Origin of the sequence: Hymenobacter siberiensis, from assembly GCF_018967845.1 — a bacterium.
Lineage (GTDB): Bacteria > Bacteroidota > Bacteroidia > Cytophagales > Hymenobacteraceae > Hymenobacter > Hymenobacter siberiensis.
Genome location: NZ_JAHLZZ010000001.1, coordinates 289,125 through 305,191, shown reverse-complemented (window position 1 = coordinate 305,191; position 16,067 = coordinate 289,125). Strand labels below are relative to the sequence as shown.

The 16,067-nt window shown below is 64.7% G+C and carries 13 protein-coding genes; 6 read left to right on the top strand and 7 right to left on the bottom strand.

Annotation, left to right across the window (positions count from 1 at the left end):
* The first annotated feature begins 3 nt into the window (after positions 1–3).
* Both KQ661_RS01320 and KQ661_RS01315 read left to right on the top strand, forming a co-directional pair.
* Positions 4–477, top strand: coding sequence for a hypothetical protein (locus KQ661_RS01320; RefSeq protein WP_216685455.1), 474 nt, complete (start codon positions 4–6; stop codon positions 475–477).
* The gene (locus KQ661_RS01315; protein WP_216685454.1) at positions 447–1,025 is read left to right on the top strand and encodes a hypothetical protein; all 579 of its coding nucleotides are present in this window, start codon (positions 447–449) and stop codon (positions 1,023–1,025) included. The genes KQ661_RS01320 and KQ661_RS01315 overlap by 31 nt, the downstream gene beginning before the upstream one ends.
* A 10-nt stretch (positions 1,026–1,035) precedes the next feature.
* On the opposite strand, the gene KQ661_RS01310 is transcribed toward KQ661_RS01315, so the two are convergent.
* From KQ661_RS01310 to pxpB, 7 genes are all read right to left on the bottom strand, one after another.
* Positions 1,036–1,392, bottom strand: coding sequence for a hypothetical protein (locus tag KQ661_RS01310; RefSeq protein ID WP_216685453.1), 357 nt, complete (start codon positions 1,390–1,392; stop codon positions 1,036–1,038).
* Between the two features lie 8 nt (positions 1,393–1,400).
* On the bottom strand, positions 1,401–2,921 hold the full coding sequence (locus tag KQ661_RS01305; protein WP_216685452.1) for an NCS1 family nucleobase:cation symporter-1: 1,521 nt from the start codon (positions 2,919–2,921) through the stop codon (positions 1,401–1,403).
* Between the two features lie 313 nt (positions 2,922–3,234).
* Positions 3,235–4,824 carry a glycerol-3-phosphate dehydrogenase/oxidase gene (locus tag KQ661_RS01300; protein ID WP_235726908.1) on the bottom strand — a complete coding sequence of 530 codons (1,590 nt, stop codon included), beginning with the start codon at positions 4,822–4,824 and terminating at the stop codon, positions 3,235–3,237.
* A gap of 186 nt (positions 4,825–5,010) precedes the next feature.
* Positions 5,011–6,207, bottom strand: coding sequence for an NRAMP family divalent metal transporter (locus tag KQ661_RS01295; RefSeq protein WP_216679001.1), 1,197 nt, complete (start codon positions 6,205–6,207; stop codon positions 5,011–5,013).
* Positions 6,204–6,986, bottom strand: coding sequence for a LamB/YcsF family protein (locus tag KQ661_RS01290; protein ID WP_216685451.1), 783 nt, complete (start codon positions 6,984–6,986; stop codon positions 6,204–6,206). The genes KQ661_RS01295 and KQ661_RS01290 overlap by 4 nt, the downstream gene beginning before the upstream one ends.
* Before the next feature lie 146 nt (positions 6,987–7,132).
* On the bottom strand, positions 7,133–8,134 hold the full coding sequence (locus tag KQ661_RS01285; RefSeq protein WP_216685450.1) for a 5-oxoprolinase subunit C family protein: 1,002 nt from the start codon (positions 8,132–8,134) through the stop codon (positions 7,133–7,135).
* Complete coding sequence (gene pxpB, locus KQ661_RS01280; protein WP_317196051.1) at positions 8,131–8,865, bottom strand: 5-oxoprolinase subunit PxpB; 735 nt, start codon at positions 8,863–8,865, stop codon at positions 8,131–8,133. Before pxpB ends, KQ661_RS01285 begins: the two co-directional genes overlap by 4 nt.
* 149 nt (positions 8,866–9,014) lie before the next feature.
* Between pxpB and KQ661_RS01275 the strand changes: the two genes are divergently transcribed.
* From KQ661_RS01275 to KQ661_RS01260, 4 genes are all read left to right on the top strand, one after another.
* Complete coding sequence (locus KQ661_RS01275) at positions 9,015–11,555, top strand: M1 family metallopeptidase (protein WP_317196050.1); 2,541 nt, start codon at positions 9,015–9,017, stop codon at positions 11,553–11,555.
* Positions 11,556–11,674: 119 nt separating this feature from the next.
* A complete protein-coding gene (locus KQ661_RS01270) occupies positions 11,675–13,114 on the top strand; it encodes an amidohydrolase (protein ID WP_216685448.1) in 1,440 nt (479 codons plus the stop codon).
* A 187-nt stretch (positions 13,115–13,301) separates the two neighbouring features.
* A complete protein-coding gene (locus KQ661_RS01265) occupies positions 13,302–15,368 on the top strand; it encodes a S9 family peptidase (protein WP_216685447.1) in 2,067 nt (688 codons plus the stop codon).
* 209 nt (positions 15,369–15,577) lie between these two features.
* Complete coding sequence (locus KQ661_RS01260) at positions 15,578–16,066, top strand: peptide deformylase (RefSeq protein ID WP_216685446.1); 489 nt, start codon at positions 15,578–15,580, stop codon at positions 16,064–16,066.
* The last annotated feature ends 1 nt before the right edge of the window (position 16,067 follow it).

Here is a 16,067-nt window from a genome sequence, read left to right as displayed (position 1 = left end):
TTTGTGCGGGGTGTTGGGGCGCATGCCAGCGCCTACGGATACGAAACCACCGGCCGCCACGCCGGCCACTTGGCCCAGCTGCTGAGCCAGTGCCTGGGCCAGACCACCGATGCCGAATGGGCTACCGTGGCCCGGCAGCCTGCCCGCACCATGGCCCAGCTGCCGGCCGACGCTCCTGCTGCCCTGGGCACGGCCGGCCGGGGCGCGGCCATTCTGCGCGAAGCACCGCGCCGGGGGCTGTACTACCGGTTCGAGCATTTTCTGGCCAACCGGCCCGATACTGTTTCGCCGTTTTTGTCGATACCATCCGGCGGCGCTACAAGAGCGCGCTGGCCACGGCCCAGTGGCTGCGCGTGGCGCGGGTGCGGCCGCTGGCGGGCTCGGCCGCGCACCACGGCGGTGTGCCGCCCGACCTGTGGGGCTTCTCGGATGGCCGGTAGGTATTCGTGCTCCACGACAAGCAGTTTTTCCCGCTGATGCGTCAGGGGAGCTTTTTCACGTTCGTCGGCGAGGCGCTTGATGACCAATTGTACGCCGCCGCCCAAGCCCAGAGCCAATCGAAAGGAATGTTGATTGCCGGGGCGGTAGGGGCGGCCCTGGCCCAAACCTACATCCCCGACCATAGCGCCGAGCCCACGGCCTACGGGCTGGATATGCGCACCGGGGCCATTGCGCCCTACCCCGGCGCGCATACCTCAGTGCGGACCGATACGGCTTACATCTACGTGTACCGCCCGGCCCAGGCCGCCGGCGCGCCCCCGCTCAAAGTGTATGTTGATGGCCACGAAATGGGCACCCTCGGGGCCGGGCAATACCTGGAGCTGCCTTGGGCGCGCTTCGGCAAGCCCTTGCAGCTGTGCCTTGGCAGCTGGCCCGTGGCCAAGCCCTGCCAGTTTGTGGTGCCCAACACCACGCGCCTCAACTACCTGAAAGTGAATGAGCCCGCCGCCCCTCAGCCCTGGCAGTGGATGACGCCGGCCCAGGGCGCGGCCGACCTCGACGAACTGGACAGGCGCGCCAGATAGGTGGCTGGCTTCAGGCGGCCGGCGGGGTTGGGTTCAGCAGGGCCAGCACGGCGGCCGGGTCTGCTACTTCGATGATGAGCTGGTGGTAATCCTCATCGTACAGGTCGATGATGACGGCGTGGTCGATGTTGGCAACGTCCCAGAAAATCTGCTGGCCTTCGAAGTAGAATGTGCCGGCCGTGAGCAGGCCCGGTACGTGGGTGCCCACGCGCCAGCCTTTCCACCAGCGGCCCACGGCTTTGGCATCCTGCCGGGCCCCGCGAATGTGGGAGCGCGGGATGGTGAGCTGGCTTTTCAGGGCCCAGAGCTTGTGCATGCCCTGTACATTGAACACGACGACATCGCCCTGCGGCTTTACTTCTACCATGAGGAAAGTTATCGGGGGATTGAAGAAAATGCCTCGGCCAGTACGCCGGCCGGCGCTGCGGTTTCGGTAGGCTGCCCACGCATCAACAGCATATAAACTGCCCCCGATACCCCAAAACCCACAAACCAGGCGTAGTTGTACACGGCTACCAGCGTCGGCCACACCGCGCCTTTTTCCAGCACGCCAATGGCCGTGAGGAAGCCCGGCACGTTGGGCAGCACCCCGATGACGAGGGCGATGATGGCGGCCGGATTGAAGCCGCCCCGGTAGGCGTAGCGGCCGTGGTACTGGTACAAATCGGGCACGTTAAGCTGTTGGCGGCGGATGAGGTAATAATCGACAATCATGATGCCGCCAATGGGCCCGAGCAGCCCCGAATAGCCCACCAGCCAGGTGAAAATGTAGCCCGAAGGGTCGGTAATGAGCTTCCAGGGAAATATCAGCACGCCCAGCACGCCGGTGAGGTAGCCGCCGGTTTTGAAGCTGATGCGCTCGGGTGAGAAGTTGGCGAAGTCGTTGGCGGGGCTCACGATGTTGGCCGCGATGTTGGTGGCCAGCGTGCTCAGGGCCACGGCAATCATGGCGAAGCTCACCAGCAGCTTGCTGTCGAAGCGGCCGGCCAGCACCACCGGGTCCCAGATGGTTTTGCCGTAGATGATGAAGGTGGCCGATGTCACGACCACGCCCACAAACGAGAATAACGTCATGGACGCGGGCAGGGCCAGCGCCTGCCCCAGCTGCTGCGCCCGCTGGCTGACGGCGTAGCGCGTGAAATCCGGAATATTGAGCGAGAGCGTGGCCCAGAACCCCACCATGCCCGTGAGCGAGGGAAAAAAGAAGGCCCAGAACTGCGCGCTGGTCGTGAATTTGCTCGGCTGCGCCAATATCGGCCCCAGCCCGTGCCCGGCCGAAATAGCCCACCACAGCAGCGCCAACGCCGCCAGCGGCAGGAAAAATGCCTTGAACACCAGTAGTTTGCGAATGCTCTCGACCCCGAGGTACACCACATACATGTTCAGCAGCCAGAAGAGAAAAAACACCAGCGCCGGCCCCGTGGCCAGGCCCCAGCTGGCCGGGAAAATGGCCGGCAGCGTGCCCAGCGCGGGCACCCACAGCACGGCCATCTGATACAGCGCGTAGCCCCCAATCCAGGTCTGAATACCGAACCAGCCACAGGCGATGATGGCTCGGAGCAGGGCCGGCACGTTGGCTCCGCGCACCCCGAAGCTGGCGCGGGCCAGCACCGGAAATGGGATGCCGTAGCGCGTCCCGGCCCGGCCATTGAGCAGCATGGGGGCCAGCACAATGGTGTTGCCGAGGAAGATGGTGAGCAGCGCCTGCCACCAGTTCATGCCGCCCTCGATGAGCGAGCTGGCCAGCATGTAGGTCGGGATGCACAGGCTCATGCTAATCCAGAGCGCGGCGTAGTGGCCCGTGCCCCAGGTGCGCTCGGCAAAAGGCACCGGGGCCAGGTCGAGGCTGGTGAGACCGGGGGCGGGCGGGGAGGCGGTTTCCAGTGAAGGGCTCATGCGATTATCCGTAAAAAGGCCGGGCTAATGTAATCACCTAACCCATAAGTGCATCATGTCGAGCGCCGCCGACATATCTCGCGTGCCGTCACAGCCAAGCAGAAATACCGGTATGCTCCGGTCCGACCGCCCTAGGCGGTCCGACCGGTTGAAGCACCCCCGATTTCGTCCTCACGACAACCGGTCCGACCGCCTAGGGTGGTCGGACCGGAGCTTACGGGTACTTCTGCACAAGTGCCTGATTATTGGGGTACTGCTCCGAGCGAGGTGTCTCGGCGGCGCTCGACATGATGTTCTGTGTTTTTCTGATTCATTAACTGGCCAACTGGTATCCCCGCGCCAGCTCCGCGAAGGCCGCCACCTGCCCGGCTTGCCAGGCGGCATCGTGGCCCAACTCCTGGACCAGCAGGGCGGCTACGGTGGGGGCGGCGCGTATTGCAGCGGCGGCATCCAGAAACAGCAGGCGTACACGCCGGGCCAGTACGTCTTCTACGGTGCGGGCCAGCTCGTGGCGGGCGGCCCACACTACTTCGGCCAGTAAGAATTCAAATGCTGAATCCAGCTTCGCGCCCAGCGCCGGATTGTCGGCAATGAGTTTTGATAGCGCCGGCTGGTCGCTGCCGTAGGCAGCTAAGTGGGCTGGGCCGCCGGAATTTTCGGTTGATGAGGCCGCGCCGTGAATGGCCAGGTGCGCCGTGTGGCTGGCGGCGGCCGGCAGCTGGTGCAGCTTAATAGCTTGGTCGATGGTATCCTGGCCCATGCGGCGGTAGGTGGTCCACTTGCCGCCCGTGATAGTGATGAGGCCGCTGGCCGAAGCCACGATTTTGTGGCGGCGTGATACCTCCTTGGTTTTGGTGGAGCCCGCAGCTGAGGCCGCTAGCGGGCGCAGGCCCACGAAGATGCTGCGCACATCGGCGCGGGTAGGCGCACGGGTGAGGTACTGCGCGGCGGTGCGCAGCAGAAAGTCGATTTCGGCTTCCTGGGCGCGGGGTTCCAGGGTGGCAGTGGGCACGGGCGTATCGGTGGTGCCCAGCACGATGCGGCCCTGCCACGGCACGGCGAATAGCACGCGGCCATCGTCGGTGTGCGGAATCATGAGGGCCGCTGTGCCGGGCAGAAATGCCTGGTCCAGCACGAGGTGCACGCCCTGGCTGGGCTGCACCAGCGGCCGGGCTTTCAGTTCGTCAAGCTGCCGGATTTCATCCACGAAAATGCCGGTGGCATTTACTACGGTTTTGGCCCTTAGCTCATATTCGCGGCCGGTTTCGAGGTCGGTGGCGCGCACGCCGGCCACGCGGCCGTGGGCGTCTTTCAGCAGGCCATGCACCGCGCAGTAGTTGAGGGCCGTGCCACCGTGGTCGAGGCAGGTCTGGGCCAGGTTTATGGCCAGGCGGGCGTCGTCGAACTGGCCGTCGTGGTACAGCACGCCGCCGCGTAGGCCGGCCGGGCGTAGAGTGGGCAGCTGCCGCAGGGTTTCGGCCCGGCTCAGGTGGGTGGATGTGCCCAGGCTGAGGTGCCCGGCCAGCAGGTCGTATAGCTTCAGGCCGATGGTGTAGAACGGACCGCCCCACCAGGTATAGTTCGGGATGATAAACGCCTGATTGTGGCACAGGTGCGGCGCATTCTGCAGCAGCAGGCCGCGCTCGTGCAGCGCCTCGCGCACCAGCCCGATATCGCCCTGCGCGAGGTAGCGCACGCCGCCGTGCACCAGCTTGGTGCTGCGGCTGCTGGTGCCTTTGGCAAAATCAGCCTGCTCCAGCAGCAGCGTTTTGTAGCCCCGGCTGAGGCCGTCGAGCGCCACGCCCAGCCCCGTGGCCCCCCCGCCGATGACGATGAGGTCCCAGGCGGGGGTATCGGTCAGCTGTTGGATTAGCGTTTCGCGGCGGTAGGGGGGGAGCATCATGTCGCTTTATACGGCGCAGGCGGCGGAACCTCACCCCCGGCCCCTCTCCAAAAGAGAGGGGAGCCATGGCGGCACGGGCATTTTTCTAAACGGTTTCGAAATCCCAACCTAGAGGCCGTTCGGCTCCCCTCTCTTTTGGAGAGGGGCTGGGGGTGAGGTTTTACGTCAGGCGGCGATTCAAACAATTCACCGCAGCATTCCGCCCACCTGGTCTACCAGCACGGGGATGCTCAGGCCGCCCATCACCATCACTACTATCCAGCCGGCGGCCAGCATCCAGCGCGGGTGGCGGTAGTTGCCCATCAGGCGGCGGCTGGTGGCTGCTACCAGCACGATGCCCAGCGCGATGGGCAGAATCAGCCCATTGATGGCCCCGGCGAAAATGAGCAGCTGCGTGGGCTTGCCGATGAAGACAAAAATACTGGTTGATAGAATGATAAACACTGAAATGCACGCCCGCTCATACCGCGCAAAAACCGGGTGAAAGGTCTTGAAAAACGATACCGACGTGTACGCCGCGCCCACCACCGACGAAATAGCCGCGCTCCACAAAATCACCCCGAACACCCGGAAGCCCACCTCGCCTGCCGCCGCGCGGAATACGCCCGCCGCCGGGTTGTCGGCCTCCAGCACTGCCCCGTGGCTGAGCACGCCCACAATGGCCAGAAACAGCACAAACCGCATCACCGTGGAAATAACGATGCCGCTCACGGCACTACGCGTCACTTCCGCTTGGTTTTCAATGCCCTTGATGCCCGCATCGAGCAGCCGGTGCGCGCCCGAAAACGTGATGTAGCCGCCCACCGTGCCGCCCACAATCGTCACAATAGCGGCCGCGCTGATTTTGACCGGCAGCAGCGTGTGGTGCAGTGCCTGCAACAGGGGAGGGTGCGCGCTGAAGGCAATGCCCAGCGTGAGCAGAATCTTGACGGTGCCGAGAATCTTGGTGAAGCCGTCGAGCATCTTCCCGATTTCGCGCACCCAGAACAGCAGCAGCGCCACCCCGCAGCTGATGATGGCGCCCTGCTCGTAGCTCAGGCCGGTGAGCACATTCAGCCCCAGCCCGCAGCCCGCAATGTTGCCGATATTGAAGGCGAAGCCGCCCAAAATAACCAGCGCTGCCAGCAGGTAGCCCAGTCCCGGCAGCAGCCGGTTGGCCAGGTCCTGCGCCCGCAGCTCGCTCACCGTGAGGATGCGCCAGGTGTTGAGCTGCGCGCCTACATCGAGCACCACCGAAATCAGAATGACAAACCCGAAGCTGGTGAGCAGCTGCTGGGTAAATACCGTAGTCTGGGTAAGAAACCCCGGCCCGATGGACGAGTTGGCCATCAGAAATGCCGCCCCCAGGCTGGCCCCACCGAATGTGCGAAACTTCGGCTTCATCGGGCGCTTTTTGAGTTGGTGGCTTGCAGCTGCACGCCGGCGGCGCGTAGCTCTGTGTTCAGGCGCTGGGCAAATTCGAGGGCGTGGGCCCCGTCGCCGTGCAGGCACACGGTATCGGCCCGGATGGCCATGTCGGTGCCCTGCTGGGTGCGTACGCCGCCGCCTTGCACCATGCGCAGCACCTGCGCAATGGCCACGTTGGCATCGGTGATGAGGGCGTCGGGCTGGCGGCGCGGGGTGAGGGTGCCGTTGGCCTGGTAAGTGCGGTCGGCAAATACTTCGTGGGCGGTGCGCAGGCCCAGCTGCTCGCCGGCTTTGGTGAGCTCGGAGCCGGCCAGGCCGTAGAGCACCAGCTCGGGCTGCACCTTGTACACGGCTTCGGCAATGGCGGTGGCCAGCGCGGCGTTGGTGGCGGCCATGTTGTAGAGCGCGCCGTGGGGCTTGAGGTGGTGGAGGTAGCCGCCCTCGGCCTTCGCCACGGCCTGAATGGCTCCCAGCTGATACACCGTCATATCAAAGGCTTCTTCGGGCGAAATGGCTATGTCGCGCCGGCCGAAGCCCACCAAATCGGGCAGGCCGGGGTGGGCCCCAATGGCCACGTTGTGCTGCAGCGCGGCCCGCACGGTGGCGCGCATCACGGCCGGGTCGCCGGCGTGGTAGCCGCAGGCAATGTTGGCCGAGGTGATGAAGGGCATGAGCGCGGCATCGTGGCCCAGGGTCCAGGCCCCGAAGCTTTCGCCCATGTCGCAGTTCAGGTCAACGGAGTGGGTTGGGGGCATAAGCAGGGAAAGAGGAATAAATAAGCCAATAAGAACGTCATGCTGAGCGCAGCCGAAGCATCTCGCGTGGGGTCGTAATCAAATCGATTCGGAATTAGTGGTGGCACATGAGATGCTTCGGCTGCGCTCAGCATGACGTTCTTATTTCAGACTCGAAAAACCGCTGCAATCCCGCTTTGCAACCCGCGCAGCCGCGCTTCCTGCGCAAGGTACAGCGCCTGCGCCTCGTCCAGCGTCAGTTTCTCAAACCGCAGCTGCTGCCCCGGCCGCGCCTGCGCCAGCGCCGAAAAATCGGCACTGATAACCTGCGCCAGGCGGGGGTAGCCGCCGGTGGTCTGGTGGTCGGCCAGCAGCACAATGGGCTGCCCGCCGGCCGGCACCTGCACCGTGCCGAGCGTAACGGCGCTCGACAGCAGCTCCGTCGCGGCGGGCCGCTCAAGTTTCGGCCCCTGCAGGCGGTAGCCCATGCGGTCGGCCTCGGGCGTGATGGTGAACGGCTCCCGCCAGAAAGCCCGCTGGCTGGCGGCCGAAAACTGCGCGTACTCCGGCCCGGGCACGGCGCGGATAACGGGCTCTGGCCGGGGCATTGGGCACAGGTACGGGCCGGGCGTGAAGCGGGCCTGGTTCCATTGTTCTTGGCTGTTGAAAAGGGAAGCCCGAATTGCCGCGCCAGTGGCGGAAGACTCACCAATTGGCAGCTCATCACCCGCCCGCAATGCCCGGCCATCCAATCCTCCAAAGCCAGCCCGTAAATACGTGCTGCGGCTGCCCAGCACCAGCGGCACGGCCACGCCGCCCGCCACCGCCAGGTACGCCCTGCATCCCGCCACGGCCGGCCCAAACGCCAGCTCCGCGCCGGCCGCCACCCAAATGGCGCGGTCCCGCCCCACCGGCTGTCCGTTGAGGGTGGGGGAAAAGTGCGCCCCGGTAAGGGCAATAAGGTGGTTGGTTTCGAAGCGGATTTTTGGGCCGAGCAAGGTGCTTTCGAGGCCGGCGGCATTGTCCTCATTACCCACCAGCAGGTTGGCCACGCGCAGGGCCACGGCATCCATCGCGCCACTCACGATGATGCCATGCTGCTGGTAGCCGAAGCGGCCGAGGTCCTGTACGGTGGTCAGCAGGCCGGGACGGAGAATGTGCAGACTCATGGCTGCGGCGGCTGAATCTCCGCAAACTCCGCCTCTGAAATTGCCACAAACCGCAGCTTTTGCCCCGCCCGCAGCCGGCTGGGCTGCTCCCATCCGGCATCGAACAGCGCCAGGGGCGTGCGGCCAATAAGCTGCCAGCCGCCCGGCGTGGGCAGCGAGTAAATCCCCGTTTGCGGCCCCGCGATGCCTACCGTGCCGGCCGGTACCAGCGGGCGCGGCTGCGGCCGGCGCGGCGTGGCCAGCCGCGCATCGAGCCCGCCCACGTAGGGGAAGCCGGGTGCGAAGCCAATCATATGCACCAAGTATTCGGGGGCCGTGTGCAGGGCAATTACTGCCGCCGGGCTCAGTCCGGTGTGCTGGGCTACGAAGGCTAAATCCGGCCCGAACGCGCCGCCGTAGCACACCGGGATTTCCACTACTTCGGTTTCTTCGGCGGCTTCAGCTTCTCCAGAAACCGGGAGTAGCTCGCGCAGCTGGGCCGCCACCCGCTCGTAGGGCATGTGCTGGCCGTTGCCGCTGGCCAGCCACGGGTCGTAATACACGGTGAGTGTAGTGAAGGCGGGTACCATCTCGCGCAGGCCCGCAAACGGCTGCCGCAGCAGCCGGGCGCTGAAAGCCGCGATGGCCCGGTGCGTAGCCGCACTGATATCGTTGCCGAATTCCAGCACCACGGCCGCATCGCCTAGCGGGTACAGCCGCACGGGCAATGACATGGCAGACGGCGGCAGCACGGTACTCACGAAGCAGCGGTTACTTTTGAAGCTCTCAGCACTGGCCTATTCCAATGACATTTCGCTTTTGTAAATATGGCAGGGCCGGGGCGGTTCTGCTCGCACTGCTTGCCACCGCCTGCCACCGCGCGCCCATGTTCACCACGCCCGTGACCACTGCGAAAGCGCCGCTGCCCACCGAGCCCACCGAGCCCGACCCGCCCGTGACCACCGGCGTCTCCGAAATGGTGGCCGTGGCGCGCAAGGCCACCATCAGCGGGGTGGCCTATAACCTTAGCCTGCATGTTCCGGCGCTGAAAACGGAGCCCATTGAAGCCATTGAGCAGGTTTCCTTCAATCTGAAGGATAATCGCCACCCGGTACAGCTTGACTTTAAAGCCCCCACCGGCAACCTGCACAGCCTCACCGTCAACGGCCAGCCCGTGGCCCTCGACCACCGCAACGAGCACCTCGTGCTGCCTGTCGCCGCCCTGCGCCGGGGCCATAACGTGGCCGAAATTCGCCTGCGGGCTGGCGAGCAGTCACTCAATCGCAATGACGATTACCTCTACACGCTGCTGGTGCCCGACCGCGCCCGCACCGTCGTGCCCGTGTTCGACCAGCCCAATTTGAAAGCCACGTTCACGCTGGCCCTCACCGTGCCCGCCGGCTGGCAAGCCATAGCCAACGCCCCCGTGCAGGATTCGACCCTGAATGGAGCAACGAAACAGTATCTTTTTGCTGCTTCCGACAGCATGAGTACCTACCTGTTTTCCTTCGCGGCGGGCAAGTTCACGCGGCTAAACCGGACGCTGAACGGCCGGGCTATGAGCCTGCTGCACCGCGAAACCGACTCCACGAAGCTGCGTCTGAGCCTCGACCCCATTTTCCAGCTGCACGCCGATGCGCTGGCGTTTATGACTGCGTACACCGGCCTGCCGTACCCGTTTCAGAAGTTTGATTTCGTGGCCATTCCCGACTTCCAATACGGGGGCATGGAGCACGTGGGGGCCATTGATTACAAGGCCTCTACGCTGTTTCTGGACGAGGGCGCGACCCAGGACCAGGTGCTGGCCCGCTCCAACCTGGTGTCGCACGAAACGGCGCACATGTGGTTCGGCGATTTGGTGACCATGCAGTGGTTCAACGACGTGTGGATGAAGGAGGTATTCGCCAATTTCATGGCCGATAAAATCACGCAGGTGGCCGTCAAAAACTCGAACTACGACCTCAAATTCGTTATCGACCACTACCCCGCCGCCTACGGCATCGACCGCACCGCCGGGGCCAACCCCATCCGCCAGCCGCTGACCAACCTGCAGGACGCGGGCTCGCTCTACGGCAATATCATCTACCACAAAGCGCCCATTATGATGCGGCAGCTGGAGCGCCTGATGGGGCCCGAACCCTTCCGCGACGGCCTGCGCGAATACCTTAAAATCTACGCCCACGGCAACGCCACCTGGCCCGACCTCATCAAAATCCTCGACGCCCGCACCCCCGCCGACCTGCAGGCCTGGAACCAGGTGTGGGTGAACCAGCCCGGCCGCCCTGTCTTCACCGCCGACCTGCAAACCAGCGCCAATAAAATCACCAGCCTCACCCTCACCCAGCGCGCCGAAGATGGCTCCGACCGCCTCTGGCCCCAGCTGTTCGAAGTATTGCTGATGTACCCCGACGGCCACACCAAAGAGCTGACCGTGAACATGAACGCGCGTACCGTGCCCGTAACCCAGGCCGTGGGCGAGCCCGCCCCGCGCCTCGTGCTTTACAACTCGTCGGGCCTGGGCTACGGTGTGTTTCCGACCGCCCCGGCGCTAACCGCGCAGCTTTCGAAGCTGAAAAACCCGGTGGCCCGCGCCGCCGCCTACGTCAACCTCTACGAGAACATGCTCAACGGCCAGGTTATCCGGCCGCTGGCGCTGCTCAGCGTGTATCGGCAAGCCCTTACCCTGGAGCCCGAGGAGCTGAATCTGAAGCTGCTCACGGGGCAGGCCAGCGCTGTTTTCTGGCAGTTTCTCACGCCCACCCAGCGGCTGGCCGTGGGGCCGGCTTTGGAGAAGGACCTGTGGGCGGCATTGCAGAAAAACCCCTCGGTCAATTCCCAGAAGCTGCTTTTCAAAACCTACCAGTCCGTGGCACTCAGCCAGCCGGCGCAGGCCCGCCTCTACCACATCTGGCAAACCGAAAAAGCGCCCGCCCGCGTGAAGCTGACCGAGGACGACTACACCGCCCTGGCCCTGGCGCTGGCCGTGCGCGACTATCCGGCCGCTGAGCCCATTCTGCCCGCCCAGCTCGCCCGCATCAAAAACGAAGACCGCCGCCAGCGCTTGCAGTACCTCATGCCCGCGCTTTCATCCGATGTTGCCACCCGCGACACCTTTTTCGAAAGCCTGAAAACGAAGCCCGGCCGCGCCAAAGAAGCTTGGGTCACCGCCGCGCTCGGCTACCTGCACCACCCGCTGCGCCAGGCCACGTCGGAAAAATACCTGCCCGCCAGCCTTGATTTATTGCAGGAAATTCAGCTCACTGGCGATATTTTCTTTCCCTATGGCTGGCTACAGGCTACGCTGGGCAGCTACCAAACGCCCACAGCGGCGGCCACCGTGCGCACCTTTCTGGCCGCGCATCCGGACTACAACCCGCAGCTACGCGCCAAGCTGCTGCAAGCCAGCGACGACCTGCTGCGGGCTGAGAAGCTGGCGCGGTAAAGCCGGCCGGCGCGAATGCCTCCAGCCCGATTAATTGCGCCGGCTGGTGGCGGTTGCTATCGGAAAGCCAGGAGTTGGATAACCAGTTAAATATTAGCGTACTTCGCCACATGCATTCGATGAAAAAATACACGACCCTGACCCTGTTGACGGCCGCCCTGCTGGCCGCCTTCCGCCCGGCCCAGCCACCCACCGAAGCCCTCAAAACTGAAGCCCTGCAGGATTTGCAGGCCCACTACGCCGAGTATCAGCAGGTGGCGCAGCGCATCTGGGGCTTTGCCGAGATGGGCTACAAGGAAACCAAAAGCTCGGCGCTGCTGCAGGAAACGCTGCGCAAAAACGGCTTCACGGTGCAGGCCGGCGTGGCCGACATTCCCACGGCGTTTGTGGCCACCTACGGCAGCGGCCAGCCGGTTATCGGCATCTTGGCCGAGTACGATGCGCTGCCGGGCCTGGCCCAGGAGGCCGTGGCCGATAAATCGCCCATTGCCGGGCAGAACGCGGGCCACGGCTGCGGCCACAACCTCTTCGGCACGGCCAGCGTGGCGGCCGGTATCGAAATCAAGAAGCTGATGAAGGAAGGCAAGCTGCACGGCACCGTGAAGGTGTACGGCTGCCCGGCCGAGGAGGGCGGCAGCGGTAAGGTGTACCTGGTGCGGGCCGGCCTGTTCAACGGCGTGGATGCCGTGCTGCACTGGCACCCCGGCAGCGAAAACGCCACGATGGTGGGCAAGTATATTGCTAATTCGTCGGCCAAATTCCGGTTTCACGGCGTGGCCGCGCACGCCGCCGCCGCGCCCGAGCGGGGCCGCAGCGCCCTCGACGGCGTGGAGGCTATGGACAACATGGTGAACATGATGCGCGAGCACGTGCCCCAGGAAACCCGCATTCACTACGTCATCACCAACGGCGGTAAGGCCCCCAACGTAGTGCCCGATTTCGCCGAGGTGTACTACTACGTGCGCCACCCCAACCGCGCTGAGGTAGAGGCCGTGTTTGCCCGCGTGGTGAAAGCCGCCGAGGGCGCCGCCCTGGGCACCGGCACCACCATGGACTATGAAATCATCGGCGGCACGCACGATTTGCTTATCAACGAAACCCTGGCCCACACCCTGCAGCGCAACCTGGAGCAGGTGGGCGGCGTGAGCTACACGGCCGAAGAAGCCGCTTTCGGCAAGAAAATTCAGGAGTCGCTGGGCGCGCCCGCGCCGCCCGTAGCTCAGGCCGCCGAAGTATCGCCTTACCTGCTGCGCGACCTCGGCGGCAGCAGCGACGTGGGCGACGTGAGCTACGTGGTGCCCACCGTGGGCCTGATGGCCGCCACCTGGATACCCGGCACACCCGCCCACAGCTGGCAGGCCGTGGCGTGCAGCGGCAAAGAAATTGGCAGCAAAGGCATGATGGTGGCCGCCAAAACCATGGCCCTCACCGCCATCGACCTGTTCAGCGATGCCGAATTGGTGGCTAAGGCGAAAGCGGAGCTAAAGCAGAAAGTGGGCAGCTACGTGTACAAACCCCTGCTCGGCGACCGCAAGCCGGCGCTGAACTACCGCGACTAACGCACCCGCTGCTTTGAAAAGCTGGGTGGCAGCCGTCCGTCATGCTGGAAACAGAACGTCATGCCGAGCGCAGCCGAGGTATCTCGCTTGGGGTAACAACTCAATCGTGAGGACGATTCGAGCGCGATGCCTCGGCTGCGCTCGGCATGACGTTCTTTATCACTATATTTTAATCATCTCTCGTCCCATGAAAAACTTCTCCTCCTGGCACCTGGCCCTGCTGTGGCTGCTGTTGCTGCCTACGGCGGCCCTCCGGGCTCAAAATCGCCCTTTTGAGCTGGGCGACCTGGCCAAAATGACCGGCTTGGCCGACCCGCAGTTTTCGCCCGATGGCAAAAGTATTGCCCTGGTGGTGACCACGCCCGACTACGCCGAAGACCGGTTTCTGACCAGCCTGGTACTGGTGAACCCGGCCAACGGGGAGCAGCGCACGCTGGCGGCCGGCCGCCTCGGCCTGACGCAGCCTCGCTGGTCGCCCAACGGCCAGGAGCTGGCTTACCTGGTCAAAACCGGGGCCGGCAAGGACTCGGTGCCGCAGCTGTTTGTGCAGGCCCTGCGCGGCGGCGAACCCCGCCGGCTTACCAATGCCCGCAGAGGCGTGCAGCACTACGCCTGGCGGCCCGACGGCGGGACGGTAGCCTACGTGACGGCCGACAAGGCCAGCAACGCAGCCGGCCCGCCCGACAAGGGCTACGACGCGTTTGAGGTGGGCAACAACGACCTGTTTCTGGGTGCCGCGCCTACGGTTTCGCACATCTGGCTGGTGCCGGCGGCCGGTGGCGCGGCCACCCGCCTCACCTCCGGCGCGTGGAGCCTGCCGGTGACCATTCCGCCGGGCGCCCCCTCGTCGCCCCTGTCCTGGAGTGCCGATGGCAAGTCGCTGACCTTCGTGCAGGTGCCGGGGCCGTATTCCGGCGATGGCAACCAGCGCACCGCGCAGGTGCTGAACGTGGCCGATGGTACTGTGCGCCCCCTCACCGGCCGCAAGATGCTGGAGGGCTACCCCACGTTTTCGCCCGATGGCAGCCAGCTTTCCTACTGGTACCCGCGCCAGGGCAACACCAACAACATCAACGAAATATGGGTAACGCCCGCGGCCGGCGGCGAAGGTCGCAACCTGACCCCAGCCCTAGACCGTGACGTGTTTCGCACCATCTGGATGCCCGATGGCAAGAACCTGCTCCTGGGCGGGCTCGATGGCAACCGCACCGCCCTGTGGCTGCAGCCGCTGAAGGGCGGCGCGGCCCGCAAGCTCAACCTGGGCACGGTGAGCCCGAACTGGTCGTTTTGGGTAGATGTGGCCGTGAGCCGCACCGGCGCCCTGGCCTTCATCGGCACCGACCCCGGCCACCCCGCCGAGCTTTACTACATGGCCTCGCCCACGGCTGCCCCCAAAGCCCTCACCGACTTTCATAAAGAGGTGCGCGCCCTGCAATTGGGCAAGGCCCAGACCCTCACCTGGCAGTCGGACGGCGTGACCAACGATGGCGAGCTGACCTACCCTTCCAACTACACACCCGGCAAAACCTACCCACTGGTGCTCGTTATCCACGGCGGCCCTACGGCCGCTTCCACGGCTACCTTTTCGGCCCAGGCCCAGCTGTTTGCGGGCCGGGGCTACTTCGTGTTCGAGCCCAACTACCGGGGCAGCGACAACCTCGGCAACGCCTACAAAGCCGCCATTACCCACGATGCGGGCGCCGGCCCCGGCCGCGACGTGATGGCCGGCCTGGCCCAGCTCAAGCGCAGCGGGATGGTTGATACTTCCCGCATTGGCGTGAGCGGCTGGAGCTATGGCGGCTACATGACGGTGTGGCTGCTGGGCCACTACCCCGCGCAGTGGCAGGCCGCCGTGGCCGGCGCGGCCGTCACCGACTGGCTCGACCAATACAACCTGGGCGACTCCAACGTGCAGCGCGCCGCCGCCATCGGCCCCTCGCCCTGGCTGAGCGAGGCCAATTTCCAGAACTACCGCGAGCAGTCGCCCATCACCCTGGCCGGCCGTATCCGCACGCCCACCCTCATTCTGGCCAATACCGCCGACCCGCGCGTGCCCGTCACGCAGTCGTACAAGCTGTTTCATGCCCTGAAAGACAATGGCGTGACCACCAAATTCATCGCCTGGCCCGTGCCCGCCCACAACGCCAGCGACCCCGTGCGCCAGCGCGAACGCAACCGCTTCTGGCTGGAATGGATGGACACCTACTTGCAGCCCGGCCGAACGGCGGAGGCCGGGAAGTCCGGTTCAAACTGAGGGTAGGAGTATGATTTTCTGAGCGCCGTTCAGCGTCGTTGAGTACAGTCGAGCGTCATGCTGAGCGGAGTCGAAGCATCTCTACCGCAGTAGTAACCAACATTGGTTGCAACGAAGCGGTAGAGATGCTTCGACTCCGCTCAGCATGACGTTCTTTTCTTTTGTTAATTTCCATTCCGTCCATCCTTCGCCCTAACCCACCCAACCCCATGAAAACCCTCGCCGACATGGTGCTGCTGGGCGACCCGCGCCTCTACGAAGTGTGCGCCCCCGTGACCGAAGCCGACCTGCCCCAGGTAGCCGGCTGGGTGGCCGACCTGCACAACGTGATGCAGGAAGTGCGCGCCAAATACCACTTCGGCCGGGGCATTGCCGCTCCACAGCTTGGCGTGATGAAGCGCCTGGTGTACCTGCACCTCGACGGCCGTCCCATCGTGCTGCTCAACCCAGCGCTGACCGACCTGAGCCCGGAGCTATTCGAGATGTGGGACGACTGCATGTGCTTTCCCAACCTGTTGGTGCGGGTGCAGCGGCACGTGTCCCTCACCGTGACGTACCGCGACGAGCACTGGCAGCCCCAGCGCTGGGAAGTGCAGGGTGACATCGCCGAACTGCTCCAGCACGAATGCGACCACCTCGATGGGGTATTGTGCACCATGCGGGCCATGGATGCGCAGTCGTTTCGCTGGCGGCCGTAGC

Bases quoted from the DNA above. Each gene is read 5' to 3' on its own strand.
- KQ661_RS01310 (WP_216685453.1), bottom strand. From the start codon at position 1,392: ATGGTAGAAGTAAAGCCGCAGGGCGATGTCGTCGTGTTCAATGTACAG.
- KQ661_RS01305 (WP_216685452.1), bottom strand. From the start codon at position 2,921: ATGAGCCCTTCACTGGAAACCGCCTCCCCGCCCGCCCCCGGTCTCACC.
- KQ661_RS01300 (WP_235726908.1), bottom strand. From the start codon at position 4,824: ATGATGCTCCCCCCCTACCGCCGCGAAACGCTAATCCAACAGCTGACC.
- KQ661_RS01295 (WP_216679001.1), bottom strand. From the start codon at position 6,207: ATGAAGCCGAAGTTTCGCACATTCGGTGGGGCCAGCCTGGGGGCGGCA.
- KQ661_RS01290 (WP_216685451.1), bottom strand. From the start codon at position 6,986: ATGCCCCCAACCCACTCCGTTGACCTGAACTGCGACATGGGCGAAAGC.
- KQ661_RS01285 (WP_216685450.1), bottom strand. From the start codon at position 8,134: ATGAGTCTGCACATTCTCCGTCCCGGCCTGCTGACCACCGTACAGGAC.
- KQ661_RS01270 (WP_216685448.1), top strand. From the start codon at position 11,675: ATGAAAAAATACACGACCCTGACCCTGTTGACGGCCGCCCTGCTGGCC.
- KQ661_RS01265 (WP_216685447.1), top strand. From the start codon at position 13,302: ATGAAAAACTTCTCCTCCTGGCACCTGGCCCTGCTGTGGCTGCTGTTG.
- KQ661_RS01260 (WP_216685446.1), top strand. From the start codon at position 15,578: ATGAAAACCCTCGCCGACATGGTGCTGCTGGGCGACCCGCGCCTCTAC.